The sequence below is a fragment of the Shewanella sp. 0m-6 genome, assembly GCF_052977325.1.
Window position 1 is genome coordinate 24,402 of record NZ_JBRIMD010000008.1, and the last position, 17,191, is coordinate 41,592.

Annotated in this window: 16 protein-coding genes; 4 read left to right on the forward strand and 12 right to left on the reverse strand. The window is 44.6% G+C overall.

The window, feature by feature from the left end; genetic code table 11:
• Positions 1-38 precede the first annotated feature (38 nt).
• Entirely contained in the window at positions 39-2,822 is a 2,784-nt protein-coding gene (locus tag ACVBJC_RS08175) for a TonB-dependent receptor domain-containing protein (RefSeq protein ID WP_447160380.1), read from the reverse strand.
• 353 nt (positions 2,823-3,175) lie between these two features.
• Between ACVBJC_RS08175 and ACVBJC_RS08180 the strand changes: the two genes are divergently transcribed.
• Complete coding sequence (locus ACVBJC_RS08180; RefSeq protein ID WP_447160381.1) at positions 3,176-5,338, forward strand: winged helix-turn-helix domain-containing protein; 2,163 nt, start codon at positions 3,176-3,178, stop codon at positions 5,336-5,338.
• Between the two features lie 126 nt (positions 5,339-5,464).
• Here the strand turns inward: ACVBJC_RS08180 and ACVBJC_RS08185 are convergent, their stop codons facing one another.
• On the reverse strand, positions 5,465-6,574 hold the full coding sequence (locus tag ACVBJC_RS08185) for an anhydro-N-acetylmuramic acid kinase (protein WP_447160382.1): 1,110 nt from the start codon (positions 6,572-6,574) through the stop codon (positions 5,465-5,467).
• A gap of 79 nt (positions 6,575-6,653) precedes the next feature.
• Entirely contained in the window at positions 6,654-8,084 is a 1,431-nt protein-coding gene (locus ACVBJC_RS08190; protein ID WP_447160383.1) for a peptidoglycan DD-metalloendopeptidase family protein, read from the reverse strand.
• Positions 8,085-8,211: 127 nt separating this feature from the next.
• On the opposite strand from ACVBJC_RS08190, the gene tyrS reads away from it, so the two are divergent.
• The gene (gene tyrS / locus ACVBJC_RS08195) at positions 8,212-9,408 is read left to right on the forward strand and encodes a tyrosine--tRNA ligase (protein WP_447160384.1); all 1,197 of its coding nucleotides are present in this window, start codon (positions 8,212-8,214) and stop codon (positions 9,406-9,408) included.
• Positions 9,409-9,499: 91 nt separating this feature from the next.
• Here tyrS and ACVBJC_RS08200 read toward each other — a convergent pair whose 3' ends face one another.
• From ACVBJC_RS08200 to ACVBJC_RS08225, 6 genes are all read right to left on the reverse strand, one after another.
• Positions 9,500-9,910, reverse strand: a complete 411-nt coding sequence (locus tag ACVBJC_RS08200) for a hypothetical protein (RefSeq protein WP_447160385.1) — start codon at positions 9,908-9,910, stop codon at positions 9,500-9,502.
• A 128-nt stretch (positions 9,911-10,038) separates the two neighbouring features.
• A complete protein-coding gene (locus ACVBJC_RS08205) occupies positions 10,039-10,518 on the reverse strand; it encodes a nuclear transport factor 2 family protein (RefSeq protein ID WP_447160386.1) in 480 nt (159 codons plus the stop codon).
• Positions 10,518-11,141: a trimeric intracellular cation channel family protein gene (locus tag ACVBJC_RS08210; RefSeq protein WP_447160387.1), complete on the reverse strand. Its 624-nt coding sequence runs from the start codon at positions 11,139-11,141 to the stop codon at positions 10,518-10,520. Before ACVBJC_RS08210 ends, ACVBJC_RS08205 begins: the two co-directional genes overlap by 1 nt.
• The gene (locus ACVBJC_RS08215; RefSeq protein ID WP_447160511.1) at positions 11,138-11,515 is read right to left on the reverse strand and encodes a DUF2721 domain-containing protein; all 378 of its coding nucleotides are present in this window, start codon (positions 11,513-11,515) and stop codon (positions 11,138-11,140) included. Before ACVBJC_RS08215 ends, ACVBJC_RS08210 begins: the two co-directional genes overlap by 4 nt.
• A 169-nt stretch (positions 11,516-11,684) precedes the next feature.
• Positions 11,685-12,665, reverse strand: coding sequence for a cobalamin biosynthesis protein CobD/CbiB (locus ACVBJC_RS08220; protein ID WP_447160388.1), 981 nt, complete (start codon positions 12,663-12,665; stop codon positions 11,685-11,687).
• A gap of 47 nt (positions 12,666-12,712) precedes the next feature.
• Complete coding sequence (locus ACVBJC_RS08225) at positions 12,713-13,405, reverse strand: 5'-methylthioadenosine/adenosylhomocysteine nucleosidase (protein ID WP_447160389.1); 693 nt, start codon at positions 13,403-13,405, stop codon at positions 12,713-12,715.
• 201 nt (positions 13,406-13,606) lie between these two features.
• Here ACVBJC_RS08225 and ACVBJC_RS08230 point away from each other — a divergent pair, with 201 nt between their 5' ends.
• Both ACVBJC_RS08230 and ACVBJC_RS08235 read left to right on the forward strand, forming a co-directional pair.
• A complete protein-coding gene (locus tag ACVBJC_RS08230) occupies positions 13,607-14,008 on the forward strand; it encodes a VOC family protein (RefSeq protein ID WP_447160390.1) in 402 nt (133 codons plus the stop codon).
• Between the two features lie 52 nt (positions 14,009-14,060).
• Positions 14,061-14,525 carry a GNAT family N-acetyltransferase gene (locus ACVBJC_RS08235; RefSeq protein WP_447160391.1) on the forward strand — a complete coding sequence of 155 codons (465 nt, stop codon included), beginning with the start codon at positions 14,061-14,063 and terminating at the stop codon, positions 14,523-14,525.
• A 23-nt stretch (positions 14,526-14,548) separates the two neighbouring features.
• Here ACVBJC_RS08235 and ACVBJC_RS08240 read toward each other — a convergent pair whose 3' ends face one another.
• The 3 genes from ACVBJC_RS08240 to ACVBJC_RS08250 all read right to left on the reverse strand — a co-directional run bounded on the left by ACVBJC_RS08240 (position 14,549) and on the right by ACVBJC_RS08250 (position 17,149).
• On the reverse strand, positions 14,549-15,031 hold the full coding sequence (locus tag ACVBJC_RS08240) for a MarR family winged helix-turn-helix transcriptional regulator (RefSeq protein ID WP_447160392.1): 483 nt from the start codon (positions 15,029-15,031) through the stop codon (positions 14,549-14,551).
• A gap of 166 nt (positions 15,032-15,197) precedes the next feature.
• On the reverse strand, positions 15,198-15,902 hold the full coding sequence (locus ACVBJC_RS08245) for a TorF family putative porin (protein ID WP_447160512.1): 705 nt from the start codon (positions 15,900-15,902) through the stop codon (positions 15,198-15,200).
• A gap of 29 nt (positions 15,903-15,931) precedes the next feature.
• Positions 15,932-17,149 carry a BCCT family transporter gene (locus ACVBJC_RS08250; RefSeq protein WP_447160393.1) on the reverse strand — a complete coding sequence of 406 codons (1,218 nt, stop codon included), beginning with the start codon at positions 17,147-17,149 and terminating at the stop codon, positions 15,932-15,934.
• Positions 17,150-17,191: the final 42 nt, after the last annotated feature.

The following is a 17,191-nucleotide window of genomic DNA, read 5'->3' on the forward strand; positions in this document are numbered from 1 at the left end:
AGTCGTTTGGGTAACTACTTGTTTATATATCTACGAGATTAAAACTTCTGAGAGTAACCAATGAACAGACTACGGCCAACGTTTGAGTAGCTGCTGTTGTCATCTTCATAGAAAGGCCAGTCATTATGCTTGTCGTTACGCTCATCGTACAAAGGTGGCATTTCATCGGTTAGGTTTTTAACACCTGCCGTGAATCGACCTCTCCAAGGTGCGTAGTAGCTCAAGGTAATGTTGACGACTTGATAAGCATCTAGCGTATCAGTGTAATCATCTTCCTCATACTCTTCGCCATCGGCATCGATAAGGGTAAAGGTGTCAGTTCCTTTTGCTTCACCAGTGTAGTAGTAAGCAACCGTTGCACTGAAGTCTTCATAATTCCAACTTAGGCTCGCATTACCTTTCCACTTAGGGAAGTAATCGGTCTCTGTTTGCTCTTCAATTTCGCTATCGACGCGCTCCTGGTACTCTTTCTTAATTAGGTAAGAGGCAGCAACTTTAAACTTGAAGTCACCAATAGCAGTTTCTGGGAATTGGTAGTTAAAGCTAGTATCAATACCTTCAGATGCCTCATAAGCACTGTTGATTGGACCTTTACGCATACAAGAGATGTTCTCAATATCATCATCATCGAGTTCTGTTAGGTAACCGACAACATCCATTTGGTCACAGCTAGTGTAGTTGCCTGTTTGCTTATACTTGGCTTCGTCGTCTAACATCTCATCGGTTGAGATCGTTTTTACTGCTCCATCAAGTTCGATGTTCCACCAGTCAACCGTGATGTCTGCATTGTCGGTTATGTTGGCGACAATACCAAAGTTCCAGTATTCACCCTTTTCCTCTTCAAGGTTGACATTACCTGAGCTTATGCTGCTGTAATTATCTTCATAGACCTCATCTGGAATGGTTGGATGCGGGTATGAGGTAGAACCGTAAGCTCGAGTGAGGCCGGCGTATAAACGGTGCATGTCTGGTGCTCTAAAGCTCTTACCCCAGTTGGCACGAACCATGACTTCATCAATCGGACGGTATGATAGGCCTACTTGTGGCGTGGTTGCGCCGCCTACATCTGAATCATCTAAATATTGGTCGTAACGCAGTGCTGCAGATAGGTCTAGAGACCTAACCCCCGTCATATTAGCCAGTAGTGGGATCTGTAACTCACCCGCTACAGCGACGCGGTCACGGTCGCCCTTACCACCGGTACCACCCATACCGATATAACCGCCGCTTGAAGTCACTTCATCTAGGGTATCTTCATAGCTTTCACGTGCCCACTCGGCTGTAGTTGCAAAGCCTGCGGTTCCGGCCGGTAACTCCATTAAGTCTCCGGCAAACACTGCCTGGAACTGGTGCATACTAGAGTCTGAATTTTTAGTCGAATCACCAATAAGCATATTCGCTTGCTCGGTCGTAAGCTGATTATTTGGGTACCACTTAGCAGCATCTGTGTCATTTGGGTCGAAAGTGACAATGTCTAGCAGTGCATCCGCTTTCACCATATGATGATTTTGCTTCTCGTACTTGTTGTAGCTGCTTGACCAGGAGATATCTAACTCATAATCACCAATATTACCGTCAGCGCCAAATGAGACAGATGCCTTAGTATTTTGGGTATCGTAAGTACGTGGACCGTCAAACTCCTCCATACGGCGACGCATCTGGAATTTGTTGTAATCGTCAAATTCGTACTTGTCGTAGCTCATTGCACCAGTGGCTTCGTCTTCATATATGTATGCACCGAAACCTTTTTCATCTTTGTACTTGGTGGCTTCTTTGTATGATGCGTTGATCATGCCGTAAAGCTGCCAATCATCATTTAAGTCGTAAGTAGAGTTTAAAACTAAGTTTACGCGGTCATAAGCAGATTGCAGGCCGCGGTCAGCATATTTGTCATAGTAACAATCGTAAGAACCCGCTGGAGTGTAGATGCCTTTATCACCAAATAGGTTGGTGCATTGTGCTTCATCGACAGGGCTATATTTGTCGCTGGTATACACTTTACCGTAGTCACGAACCCATGAAGCCCAGCTAGATGCTGAAGCGTCACCATATGGGCCAGCGCCCCAGCGAAGGTCACCGTCTTCATCTTCATAGTAAGCTGGGCTGTAAAGCTCATCACGTTGGTAGGTTTGAATTGACTCTACTTTCTTGTATTCAAGAATTAATAGCGTCTGGCTCTTATCGGTATTAAAGCCCTGCAGGTAAGACAGATCGAGTTGCTCACCACCGCCTTGAGTTGGATCATTATATTTAGCTGAAACTTTCGCGCCTTCGTACTCTTTTTTCAGAATAATATTGACTACACCACCAACGGCATCTGAACCATAAATTGCCGATGCACCACCGGTTAGAATTTCGATGCGTTCTACTGCTGCTGTAGGAATGTCTGATACATCAACAAAGTTTGAGGTGCCACCTGCAGCGCTTGGGAAAGAGGCTTGACGGCGGCTGTTGATAAGAACCAAGGTTCTGTTGGCGCCCATACCACGTAGGTTAACTGAGCTAGCACTGTCTGTGAAACCATCGCTCTCACCATTAAGTGAACCACCAGTGTTAGCGACAGATGATTGCAGTACTTCTGAAATAGAGTTAAGACCGCTGTTGGCAATGTCGTCGGCTGTAATAACAGTAACAGGCAGGACACCTTCGAAATCAGCACGTTTAATACGTGATCCTGTTACCTCAATTTTTTCCATCTCTTGATCTGCTGCTTTCTTATCTGCGGCTTCAGCCGCGAATAAAGTTGATGGTGTTAGCGCGGCCATACTGATGGCCAGGCTTAATGCTGAAAGTTTCATCTTAGGTTTCATCTTCGATTTCATTGATTGCAGTCCTTATTTTTATAATTTTCCCAAACACGTTAATCATTTTTTTGTAAAATCTCAGATGATTTAAACGCGTCATTCCAGGGATGAATACTGTCGATTTTCCAATTTATCTACTGCTGGTTATCAACTGCAACCATTTGTAATTAATTTGTAAGTGAACGGCAATCGATGTTGGGTCGTTTATTTGTTGTTTATATGTCTATTTAATCTCTATTGTTTTTACTTTCACTGGCTTAGTGTGTATTTTGGTGCTGTTGTTATCGCAATATCTATGTTGAATAGATGTGAATTTTAGGTCGGGTTTGAGATTGTTGATGACAGAAATATGAGCGGTAGCAGGAGTATTAATGAGAGAAATAAAAAAAGAGGCCATTTTTAGATTAGGACTTTGTGAGGTTAACCCTAGCGATAACAGTCTTAATTTTTTTGATGCGGCATTGACTGACGAACCTTCAAACAAAGTCTCCATTCAGCCAAAATTTATTGAAGTATTAAGCTATCTTGCTCGGCAATACCCTAAAGTGGTTACTCGAGAAGAGCTAATAGACAATATTTGGGAAGGTAATAGCTATGTTGGCAGTAAAGCATTAACTAATGCTATCTGGCATCTACGAAAACAGCTTAATCAAGGCAGTGTTCAAAGCAGTGATAGTGAGCAAGTTATAGAGACTGTACGTAAGATGGGCTACCGTTTGTTGCTTGAGCCCCAGTTTAGCGATGCTGACTTAGTCGATGAGCTAGACCTGTTTTTACAGGCTCAATTGAAGATTAGCCGTTTAACCCAGTTTAATCAAAGGTTGGCATTTGCTGGTGGGCTAGTTTTAGCTTTAATAGCAATATCTTGGGGCTATCATTTATATCAAGACAGTATTCGATACGTGCCGACAGTTAAGCAAAATTTAACCTCTGCTGCGGGATCTGAGCTTTACCCTGCGGTTTCCCCCGATGGTCGTTGGCTAGTGTATGGCAGTCGTGGTAATAACAAATACGCCAGCCTTTATCTTAAAGATCTGCAAAATCCTACCGAAACGCCAAAACGACTGACTTCAACAAAAACAGCAGAAATTAGAGCTGTTTGGAGTGCTACTGGCAGCGCGCTGTATTATGGTTCAGAGCATCGCAGTGAGGATAAGTGTTATTTGACTCAGCTTGACTTAGACAGTAATGAAGCTCGTAAACTCGGTGATTGTTACACCTATAGTTCGGCTATCGATATTGCTCCAGACGGTGGTCGCCTAGTGTATATCTGGGACGGGGGAGAGGGATTTGGTTCGGGTCTTTATGAGTTGTCTCTACTCACCCAAGGCGAAGAGCCTAAACGCTTATCTTGTACTGAGAATTGCAGCTACCGAGACCGAGATGTGGCCTTTAGTCCCGATGGCAGTTGGCTCGCTGTTGCGCGCCGATTTGGTAACATTTCGGAAGATATCTTTATACTACATACCCAAACAGGCGAGGAGCAACGCTTAACTTATGGCTTGGAAGATATTCGTGGCCTGAGTTGGCATCAAGATAGTGAGCGCCTGATTTTTAGCACAGAAAATTCAGGGGTCAGAAATGGCTATATAGTGGGCATTGATAATAAACAGATCTTGCCGTTAGATGTGGAAGGTATGAGCTACCCGCGATCAATCCCTCATAGTGATGAGCTGGTCTACTCCAACTATATGCGCGACTATCAGGTGGCTTCGTTTGCACTAGAACAATCGATTCCCACAGCAACCTTTCCACTGTTACAAGTTGAATACAGCTATCGTAATCCTGATTACTCACCCATCACTAAGCGTATTGTCTATGTGTCGAATGAAACTGGCTTTAACGAGATCTGGAGCAGCGACGCAGACGGTAATCAAAGGCGGCAACATACAGACCTCAAGCGCCGCGTGGCTTATCCAAGCTGGTCCCATGATGGCACTAAGGTGGCCTTTTTAGCACCGGATGATAAAAATGAGGGCAATAAAATTCATGTGTTAGATATGAATACCTCTAATATCAGCATTCTTGCGACGCCGTACCTTGATCATAACCGTCCAAGTTGGGGCTGGAATGATGATATGGTGCTGGCAAGCAGTAAAGATGGCATCACTGAGTTCTATCTTGATAACCGTTTACCTCAGGTGATAAGCCCAATCGATATGCGTTTAGGCAAGATGATAGCAGAAGATAAATTAGTCTTTACCCAGCTTGGTAAAAACGGCCTGTGGATGCTGTCGCTGACAAATCCTGGTGAGTTAAACGAGCTGATCAGTGCCAATCATTTCGGAGAAGGCTATAACTGGGTCGCAACCGATAAAGGGGTTTATTTTAGAAAGAGTCGTAGTGGATTTCAGCTCATTAATTTTTGGCGATTCAATACTGGGCTTATCACGCCTATTTTGAAGTTACCATCGGGCAGTATTCCACGCTCAGGAGCGATGACTTATATCAGCAGTAATAACAGCTTGCTGATGACCTTATCGCAAAACTACAAGCGTGATGTGATAAAGCTACAGCATAAGTTACTGTATTAAATTGAATTGCAGGCAGATTAAAAATAACATTAAGTCGTTTTTTTGCAGTAAGGATAGCCAGTACAGATGAGCGTACTGGCTAATTGTATAGACTAATTCTATTCGCTAACTTTATAGGATAATAGATTAATCTGCAGGGTGGAAAGAGCCTAGTATTGCTTCTCTAGAGGCGCCGGTCACCGCAGGTAAGTTGCCCGGTAAACCATTGTGGTGTCTCATCGCCAGCCAAGCAAAAGCAATGGCTTCAACCCATTGTGGGTCCATACCTAGCTCTGCGGTCGTGACCACCTTGTAATTGGGGAGCAGCTTGCGTAAGCGGTGCATTAACTCGCAATTATAGGCTCCGCCGCCACAGACATAGAGCTCAGCATTATCTGATAACAATAAAGCGTCATTGGCGATGCTGTAACAGGTTAAATCAAGCAGGGTAGATTGAATATCGGCTTCAGTTAAATGACCAAATTCAGATAATTGCTGTTCGGCCCAGGCTTGGTTAAATAGCTCTCGCCCGGTACTTTTAGGCGCTGCAAGCGCAAAGTAGGGGTGTGACAGTAGATGCTGCAGCATCTGTTGATCCGTGGTTCCTGACTTTGCCCACTCGCCATCTTTATCAAAGGGTTGTCCAAGCTGATGCTGGATCCAGGCATCACTTAAGCCATTACCCGGACCTGTATCAAAACCGGTGACATCTTGAGTGTTACCCGGCAAGAACGTCACATTAGCAATGCCGCCGATATTGAGGATAATGCGTGGGTGGTTTGGGCTAGCAAACACGTGTTGATGAAAAGCGGGCACTAAAGGTGCACCCTGGCCACCAAGAGCCACATCTTTACGCCTAAAGTCAGCAATCACATTTATGCCAGTTTCAACAGCAATAGTATTAGGATCGGCGATCTGTAGGGTGAAGCCCATTTCAAGATTAGGCATGTGGCGTACGGTTTGCCCATGGCTACCGATGGCAATGACCTGCGACTTATCGACGTTGGCTTTTTCAAGCAATGCATTGACGGCCTTGGCGAATAGTTTTCCCATCGTGCGGTCGAGGTGACCAAGGCGGTTTATTTCATCGTTACCCGGTAGGCAAAGCTTTTGTAGGCTACTGAGTAAAGCACGGGGTAACTCTTCTGTATGAGTTGCAATAAGGCTTGGCTGGTCATGGTCAAAGTTCACTAGAACCGCATCAACGCCGTCCATACTGGTGCCCGACATCAAGCCTATGTAATAACTGTTATTCATCGTATTGGACCTATAAACCTAATGGGTACTTGTTGCCAGCAACGAAAAAACGCTGGCAGTGCTAAAGAGAACAGCAGCGCTAATGCGCTGCAATCTGTACCTGTTTGTTATGTTCAAGCTCTGCCATCATTGTCTTACTAAGCGTAGCAAATTGGGCCTTTTCTTTCTTTGCGATAGGCTCAGATTTAGGCAACTTAATGGTGCGAGGATTGCGGTGAACGCCGTTAACGATAAATTCATAGTGAAGATGTGGGCCTGTTACCCGGCCTGTGGAGCCAAGGGTACCAATAATCTGCCCCTGCTTAACTGATTGTCCGGTTTTTACATTACGCTTGGTCAGATGAAGATACTTGGTGGTATAGGTATCGTTATGCTTAATAAACACATAGTTACCATTGTATTTATTATAACTAGACTTAATAACTCGGCCGTTACCCGCCGCTTTAATCGGAGTTCCAACAGCGGCAACGTAATCAACACCTCGGTGGGCCTTAACCTGGCCCGTTACTGGATGCAGTCTACGGGGGTTGAAGCTTGAGCTGACATATTTAAAGTCCACCGGGGAGCGCAAGAAGGCTTTACGCATGCTGCGGCCCTCTTCTGAGTAGTAGGTACCGTCTTTATACCTAACTGCGGTATAGCGATCGCCTTGGTTGGTAAATTCGGCCGCCAGAATATTACCGTTTTTTAAGAACTCGCCATCGGCATACTCTTCTTCAAAGATCATCGCAAACTGATCGCCTTTACGAAGATCTAAGGCAAAATCGACATCCCAGCCGAAAATGGTGGCTAGCTGCATGATTTGATTTGGCGTCAGTCCTGCGTTAACTCCTGCATTCCAGAAGTTATTCTCAATGGTCGCACTGGCAAATTTAGAGCGCGCTTCAACCTTTTTAGTGACAATGTGCTCTTGATAACCGCTTGGGGCATTATCAACGATTAGGGTGGTGATTTTGTCGAGATGATACCTAAGTTGAACCAGTTTGCCGTCTTCACTTTTAGCAATAACTAAATTATCGCCAGGCATGATTTTCAGTAGATTTTTTTTAGCTTTAGGGAGCTGGGTGACATCATAGACATCTTTTGCCGTTAAGCCTGCACGAGTAAACAGTGCTGCTAGAGTATCGCCACTTTTAACTTGGAAACGTTTTTCGTTTAATGTTGGCGTAACAGCAATGGCAGCAAGGGGCTTCTCAGACGCTTGAGCGAGTGGCTGCTTATTGGTTTGTTCGAGACCGTTCTCTATGTGAGTGGCTATACGGGTGTTATTGCGCTCAGTCGGGGTCGACTCGCTCATCGCTGCCGATGGTGGTGTTGGTTTTCTAAAAGCCAGCGGCACGTCATAACGGGTATTAACGTCATATTCGCCATTTGCTGATGGCGTTTGCTTGGACGCTTGCACATCATCGGACGGCAAAAAAATAATGATTAGCGTGACAAAAACTAAACCGCACAAGAGCATTTGATGTAATTTTGGCAGTAATTTAAATAAAGTTATAACCTTTCCCATTGACCTTGATACCAAATTCACTCTTTCTTATTGATCCCTTTAGTGTACACACTTTCATTTGTGCTTGCTAACAAGTAACATGAGTGCCCATATTTTTTTGATTAGGCTCCCAGGAGTAAGCGCCGATATGGCTGATTTAGAGCAAGCATTAGCAGAAATAAAACGTGGCACCGACGAGATATTACTCGAAGCGGATCTACTGGAGAAGTTGAAAGAAGGTCGCCCGTTAAAAATTAAACTCGGTGCCGACCCAACCGCTCCTGATATTCATCTTGGCCACACGGTTATTTTGAACAAGATGCGTACCTTCCAAGAGCTAGGTCATGAAGTGATCTTTTTGATTGGTGACTTCACTGGTATGGTCGGTGACCCAAGTGGTAAGAACAGCACTCGTCCACCATTAACCCGTGAGCAAGTGCTTGCCAATGCTGAGACTTATAAGCAACAGGTTTATAAGATCTTAGATCCAGCTAAAACCCGTATCGAGTTTAACTCTACTTGGTTAGAGCCGCTTGGTGCTGCCGGTATGATCCGTCTTGCTTCACAGCAAACGGTTGCCCGCATGATGGAACGTGACGACTTTAAAAAGCGTTATGGTTCAGGTCAGTCAATTGCGATCCACGAATTCATGTATCCATTGCTACAGGGTTATGACTCGGTTGCACTAGAGGCTGATGTTGAGCTCGGTGGTACTGATCAGAAGTTTAACCTGCTGATGGGCCGTGAATTACAAAAATCTGCGGGTCAAAAGCCACAGACTGTGATCATGATGCCACTGCTTGAAGGTTTAGACGGCGTTAAGAAGATGTCTAAGTCAGCACACAACTATATTGGTGTGAGCGAGCCTGCAGGTGAGATGTTCGGTAAGATCATGTCGATTTCAGACGTGTTGATGTGGCGCTACTTTGAGCTACTGTCTTTCCGTCCGTTGACTGAGATTGAGCAGTTTAAAGCAGACGTAGAAGCGGGTGCTAACCCACGTGATGTGAAGATTGCACTGGCTAAAGAGATCATTGCACGCTTCCACGACGAAGCGGCAGCTGAAGCTGCGCATCAAGAGTTTATTAGTCGCTTCCAAAAAGGCAATATCCCTGATGATATCGAAGAGTTAGAGATTGCTGCTGGTGACGGTATTGCGATTGCTAACTTGCTAAAAGAAGCTGGGCTTGTCAGCTCGACTTCTGATGCAATGCGGATGATTAAGCAAGGTGCAGCTAAGATTGATGGCGATAAGATTGAAGATACTCGTCTTCAACTTAATGCCGGTACCTCAGCGGTATTCCAAGTGGGCAAGCGTAAGTTTGCTAAAATCACTCTGGTGTAGAAGCATTAAATCAGAGGGCTGCGCTGCGAAACCTATAAACATGTTTAGATAGTGTGCCCCTGTTTAAAAAGCTAAAGCCATTAACTTGTCGTTAATGGTTCTGTGAACAGCGGTCTGTGCCAAAATGCAGGCCGTTTTTACATTGCCAAGTTAACCTTGCCGCATCTAAAACCCATTTATCTTTGTGTTTTTCCATCGAAATAATCAATAACATCTTAGGGTGTTCGCCTTTTGCCGCGCTGACGTTATACGTCACCACTTTGCCCTGGTATTGTTTAATTTTAGCGAGCAGGAAGTTAGTCCCTGCATAGTGAGCCGAAATCGATTCTGGTTGCGTGCTCCAGCTGCGTTTTTGGTGCTGGGCGATCTCAAGTTTTTGATTAAACTTAACGATAGGTTGGTCCGCAAAAGACACCACTATGGGCTGCTCTAGCGCAAAGGCGGAACCACATAGCAGTGGAAGCAAGATAATAATAGCTCGAAAAGCATTGATGACACTCATAACAACCTACGAAATACAAAGTACCTAATACTTTGACAGGTGAACGCAGAAAAGTTTCCACGTTGCGAGTAAATTGTGAGCTGAGTCGGTAAGTTATTGCGAGTTAAAACGGCTGTGAGGTTTAAGGGTTACTGAACAGAGAGTTGATCCGACATGGTTTGATAGTCCATCAAATCTTGATGCTCTTTTACCCGCTCATGAGTCATGTCTAAGCTTAGCGTTGTAACACCTGGAATGGCGATATTAATGATGCGCCCAGGCTTTCCAAATTGCTCGCCAGGGCCCTTGTAACGGTAATTACCTATCAAGACCACGAGTGAGCCGGAGTTAAACATATGCTCAATGTTAAAGTCATATTCAAGTACGCCGCTGTGGGCTCGTTTTAAAAATTGTAGAATGTGGCGTTTGCCAGTGTATTTACGCCCGGCCGTTTTATCGTTAAACACGCTATCACGATTGTAAAAAGCGCTCAGGCTAGAATAATCTTGATGAGTCAGCGCCTGAATATACTTGATCGCCAACTGCTGCTCTTTTGGCATGTCGCCAACATTAGCGAAAGCCGGAAAGCTAAACAGTACAAATACAAAACTCAAAAAAGCTAATCTCATTATTGTGGTGTCTTTAAATCAAAAGCAGGTAATGAAAGGTGCCAACGGATTGCCGCTAATCTAATCACGAGTGCGGTACTCATTGCAAATAATAAAGCAAACATATCGGCGGCTCCCCAATGTAGGCTAATGGTATAGCAGATCCCGCCCATTATCGATGCGGTTGCATAAATCTCAGTGCGAAGCACCATAGGAACTTGCTGACAAAGCAGGTCGCGAATAATACCACCGCCTACACCAGTGATTAAACCCATGATCACGGCAGTCATACCGCTGAGTTCTAAATTTAGTGCTTTCTCTACACCAATTACAGTAAATAGCGCCAATCCGAGCGCATCGGCAACAGGTAAAATATAGCGTGGTACTCGTTTAGGCTTACGTACAAAAATAAAGGTCAGTATCACGGTAATTAAAATCACCGTAATGTAGTTAGGGTCCTGGATCCAAAAGACGGGGGTGGCGCCCAACAGGGCGTCACGAATACTGCCACCGCCAATGGCGGTTACCGACGCAAGTACCAGTACGCCAAAGGGGTCCATTTTGTGCCTACCGGCAGCGAGTGCACCTGATAATGCAAATACTGCTGTACCGCAAAGGTCAAAAAAATAGATCCAATCGATCATTTATCCAACTCTTGTAGATGAATATTAAGTGCATCGACAGAGATACGAATTTCAATCACTGAAAGCAGTAGTGAATACAAGAGTAAGAATAGACTACAACCAAAGATAAACGCGCCGACTTTGTTAAAGCCAACGTAGATAAAAATCATGCACAGCACACACAGAGCGAAGCTTAATGCTCCAGACTCTTGCATACGCTTAATGATGCTAATTCGCTGACGAAGGTTTTTTAATTGGCTATGGTTTATGGGCTTGCCATCAGCGCTCAAATTACGGATAAGTGCCGCTAACGAAAAGAAACGGTTGGTATACGCCAGCAATAGCAAAGAGATGGCAGGAAAGAGTAAAGCAGGCGTGGTTAGCGAAACATGAATATTATCAAACAATGGATTCAGCCCTAAAATGAGTCAACACAACAAGTTTAAAGGATGATACCAACGCCAACAATTTATACAAGATGATTACAATCCGCAGGCTAAATAAACAGCGGTAAAGTGGGGTAATTAAATAAAATTCAATGCTTAGGTTTATAAGCCAGCGAAATCACCCCTGCATTACCCGTAACAGTGCCCATATTCCCGGCAAGACGACAATAGCCAAAGCCCAAAGGCTAAAGGCGATTGAGTTGAGTTTAATCGCGCGAACTAGATCATTTTCATCGGGGAGAGCACCGTAAGACACCTTCGGGGTATCTACCCTAAGTTCTTTAAATTTAATTGGTCCGCCAAGTTCAATCGCTAATGCACAGGCGACAACTTCGCAGGTTTGATATTCATTTAATGGGGTCGTATTCACTTTTGGGCGAAACAGGGTCGCAAGGCTTTTTGGGCCACCTTGAATGGCAAGGCTTAGGCTCCATAGTTTGGCTGGAATATAGTGGACTATAGTACTGAGTATATATATAGGCATACCAAAGAAGCGGTAAAGTGGATTATAAACCGGCCAGCAAAACTCAAGCTGTTTAATCATTCTTGCCACAATGAGCAGTGGGATGCCGCCAATAGCATAAAACAAGATGGCTGAAACAGTACCGTAGATTGAAGTGGTCGAGAGTCGTTCGATAGCGGCCTTACACAGACCAACGCTAGAAAGAGAATAGGTGCTGCGATTTAGCCAAGGCTCTAAAAGGCCACGGGCTCGAACTTTATTGTCCCCTTTAATCGAGATCATCACTTCATTGGCAATATAGCGAAAATGATCGTCCTGCAAGCACAGGTAAATCACCACGGCTTCAAAGAACCAGGGGAACTCAGCGAGTTCTATCAGAAAACTTATCACTGCCCAAAAAGGAACGATTAACAGTAACATGGCTAGGGAGCCGGCGATTAACTGCTGTGACGGGGCGCGGTCGACATGGTTAACTTTAGTGCTTAAGTTTTTAGCCACTTGAGATAACCATTCAAGTGGCTGCAGATTGCGCGGAAGAGGGGCAATTCGTGCCAACAAAATTGACACTAATAACACTAAGGCTCCAGTGTAAAGCTGACTATCTTGAGAAAAGATTTTAGTAAACTCTGGCACCATATCGCTGCGCTATCCTTATATTTTAGAGCTTTGCGTTACGCAGCTTATTAAAGCTGCTCAAGCAGAGCGATAACCATCAATGCTGAGTGATGACCTGCTTTTACAATGTACTCGTCAAAATCCACAGGCGAGTCGTTGTTAGCATTGTCAGACAGTGAGCGGATAACCACAAACGGTACGCCAAACTGGTGACAAACCTGAGCAATCGCCGCGCCTTCCATTTCACATGCTGCCATTGTTGGGAAGTTCTCAAGCATGGTCTTAGTGCGCAGCGGATCGCAAATAAAGCTATCGCCAGTACAAATCAGACCTTCAATCGCTTTTACTTCGCCAAGGCTAGCAACCGCTTTTTGTGCTGCTGCAACCAGTTTAGCATCAGGGATAAACGCTGCTGGTTGCTGCGCCATCTGGCCAATTTCATAACCAAAAGCGGTTACATCAACATCGTGGTGACGCACTTCAGATGAAATAACGATATCGCCAATGGCTAAATCATCAACAAAACCACCGGCTGAGCCCGTGTTAATAATGGCATCTGGCGCGTACTTTTCGATAAGTAGCGCAGTCGCAACACTTGCAGTGACTTTACCAATGCCAGAACGAGTAACGATAACGTCTTTGCCCGCCAATTGACCCGCAACAAACTCGATACCCGCAATGGTTGTAGAGCTTGGATTTTGCATCGACTCAACTAAGTGCGCAACTTCTGGCTCCATAGCGCCAATAATACCGATTTTCATGAAATGACCTTTTTACTACCTGAATGAATATGGGCGCTAATATACCACGGCACTAGGCGTTAGTGAAAAAGCCTTGAAGATAAGATGAGATATATGCCGGGCATCGATACTTGTTATCAAATAAAACCTGTAACACACTTGCTGGCGATGGAGATTAAAGCAGCTTTATGAATATCGCGGTTTAACTCAGGAAAGAATAATATGAAAGAACAGATAAAGCAGAAAATCGGTGCTATCGCGCTGGTTGTTGAAGATTATGACGAGGCGATTGCGTTTTATACTCAAAAATTGCGTTTCGATTTAGTTGAAGATACCTACTTAGGAGGTGGTAAGCGCTGGGTACTTGTTACGCCTCCTAATTCTAATGGAACCAATTTGTTGTTGGCACAAGCAAGTACTGAAGAGCAAAAGTTCTCAGTAGGGAACCAGACTGGTGGTAGAGTTTTTATGTTTTTACATACCAATGATTTTTGGAGAGATTATGAATTTATGCAATCTCAAGGTGTGATTTTTAAAGAAGAACCAAGAGTTGAAGAGTATGGCACTGTGGTTGTTTTTGAAGATCTGTACGGCACTAAGTGGGATCTGTTACAGCTAAATTAAGTTAACCCATCGTAAGTTAACGGCCAAAATTAATCGTACTAATGGGAATTCAATGCAAATAAAAACCGGTCAATTAGACAATGTACAAGTGCTTGAGTTATTAGCAGCGCACCATGAAGATATGGCCTCGCATTCGCCACCAGAAAGCGTGCATGCGCTGGATGTCTCAGGTTTGGAAGCTGAGGATGTTACCTTCTGGAGCCTATGGTTAGAAGATGAACTGGCGGGCTGCGGCGCACTTAAGCAGTTGGATCGTACCCATGGTGAAATTAAGTCGATGCGCACATCGAACAAGTTTCTTCGCCAAGGTGTCGGCCAAATGCTGTTGGATCATATTATCAGTGAGGCGAGATTACGAGGTTACCAAAGACTCAGCCTTGAGACCGGCTCTATGGCAGCGTTTATACCCGCCAAGAGGTTGTATGAGCAATTTGGTTTTAGCGAGTGCGCGCCGTTTGCCGATTATAAGCAAGACCCTTACAGCAGCTTTATGACATTAAAGCTTACTTCACTTTAGATAAAGGTTAGAGCAGGCATCTGTTAAGTTTGTTCATCTGCCTGAATTTGGCCCACCAACAGCACTGGGGCGGCGTCGAGCTCTTCGGCGTCCATCATGGCGGCAATGCGCTCAACTGATGACAACAGTTGGCTTTGCTCCCACTGTTCAAGATTTTGATAGCGTGTAATAAAGTGCTCTTGTAATGGCTTAGGCGAGCTGCTCAGTAATGCTTTACCTGCCTCACTCAGTGATAGGATAACTTTGCGTTTATCGGTCTCGCTGCGTGTTCTAACGACGAGTTCACGGCTTTCTAGCCGATCAATAATTGTTGTCACAGTTGCAGGACTGAGTGCGACCTCTTTAGCGACGTCTTTTGCTAGCGGAGTTTCAAGCTGTTCAATACTTTGCATCACCATTAGCTGCGGACCCGTTAAGCCAGATTGCTTGTTGAGTTGGCGTGAATGGATATCAATAGCCCGGATCACTCGGCGCAGTGAAATCAATAATTGTTCGTACTTTTCCATCTGTTTTCCTTGGCCAAAAGGCCTTTGCCGGTATGCTTATACTGATAGGTATTAATGAGCGAATATGATTGTCTTTTATCGCTGTAATTAAAATAGTGCGGTACAACGACCAGCGTTATACCGCACTATTTATGCTAGGTGCAAGCTTCAGTGTGCGACGAGTCCTTTAGAAGTTAAAGGTTCTTGCAACCGATAACACGGCGCGAGTATCGGCTGTGTCTATGTCCATGCTGGTATCTTCAACGGCTAGGTTAAAGTCAAACCCTTTCCAGCTTGTCATGTATTCTGCGCGGTAATGGTTATAAGATTTATTGCCATCCCAAGACCACTTGTTCACATCCGTTGATGTTGAACGGTCAAAACTGATACGAATGTCGTGACCTTCGGCAATGCTAAATGTGTGCGCTGCCATCATGATGTAATGGCCTGCATCTACACCAAAATAATCCCATGTGTACCAGAAGTTTAGCTCTGTTTGACCAACCGATGACCCATAGCCAAATTTAGTGTATACCTCTGGATACTGGTACTCATCTGAGAACGAGTCACCATGGTAAGTGTAATAAGCGATACCGGCATCGAGTGATACGCTTTCGCTGAGCTGGAAGAACATTCCGCCGTAAAAATCGAGTTCTAACCAGGTGTCATCGCCTGAGCCGTAATCAACGTTCGATGCCCAAGCACCCACATACCAACCCGCATCGGCGGCGTAATCTAGGCTTGCCTGCAAAGCAGGGCCATTATCTGTTTGGCTTACACCGTTAAAGGTGTAGTCAGAAGTGGCATTAATCGTTGAGCTAACACCGGCTATAGCCGTTGTTGGCAATGCGATTAGACCCAGTAGCGCTAGATTTTTAATTGTTGTTTTCATCATTTATCTTTCTTTTCCTTTTTTTCTTTTTAGTTAGCTAATTCAATTTTGCTGAAATCAATTTTGTTTTCTGTAGGAGAGTGCTCAATTGCAGCCACTTTCTTATATTTTGTCGCCATGATGTATCCAAAACAGCCTAGGATAAGACCGATAGCAAGTGCGCCAACCCATTGGATCTCTAAGAAATTCAATTGGAACAGTAAGGTTAGGGCACTCATCAAGGCAAGGTTACCTATGATGTATTTAGTCTTACCGAAGCGCTCAACGGTTAGGTTTAGGTTATCTGTGTAAAGACGGATCAAAGAGTCGAGTGAGTTAATCACAAAGGTGACACCGACCAAGACCATGGCGAGGTTATAAAAGCCTGTGGTGGCGATTTCATTGGCGCTGTAGTAGTACAAAACGGTAAACCATACGGCAATTGGCAAAGATGGAAATACCATCATGGCAATCAGTACTTGATAGGTCTTCATGCCACCGACAAAGCGTGACGTGAACTGACCAATCATGATGCTCCAAGCAAACCACCAGAATAGGTAGAACTCATGGTAATCATTCATCGGCAGTACGAAGTGGTGGATATTGCCAAAGTAGTCACCAATTAAGGCAAAGGTATTGACGAATTCGCCCGCACCGGACTCTTTTGACATAAACGCGCCAGCCCACATCAGTACGATTAAACCCAAGAATAACCAGGTGCTGGCTAAGCTAAGTAGGCGTACATAACGGATGCTGGTGCTTGAGTATACGGCGGCAGCGATAATCACAAAGACGATCAGATAGAAGCTACTGACAATTGACTCACCATCGCCCATCTCGGGCAGATACCAAGGTAGATTGGTCAATAGCAGATAAGCGGTAAAGGCACAGGTGCCGATAATCACTAGGTTGTTAATGAACTTAATCACTGGGATCTCGAAAAACTTAACTCGTGGCTCGATGACACAAAAGTAGAAACAAGTTAAGAAGTAAAATGCCCAGATTAAAAATGCCCAGAAACCAAATTCAATCGCCAGAGGGTTGGTAAAACCATATTCAGGACTCGCGCTTAAATCGGCGTAGCCTGCAAACTCTGTTAGCGGGAACATGATTAGACCAACGTCCAAACCTGAGGTAAACAGGATGGCGATAAAGGTAAATGTGCGCACCGGTGTGACACCAACACACTTGACGTTACCCCAGCGGTAGATCACAAAGGCAATGGCAGCGAATGTAAATAATATCCCTATAGTTAGCCAAGTGGTCATTATTGAACTCCTGACTTATTTGTATTAAACAACTCTTGATTA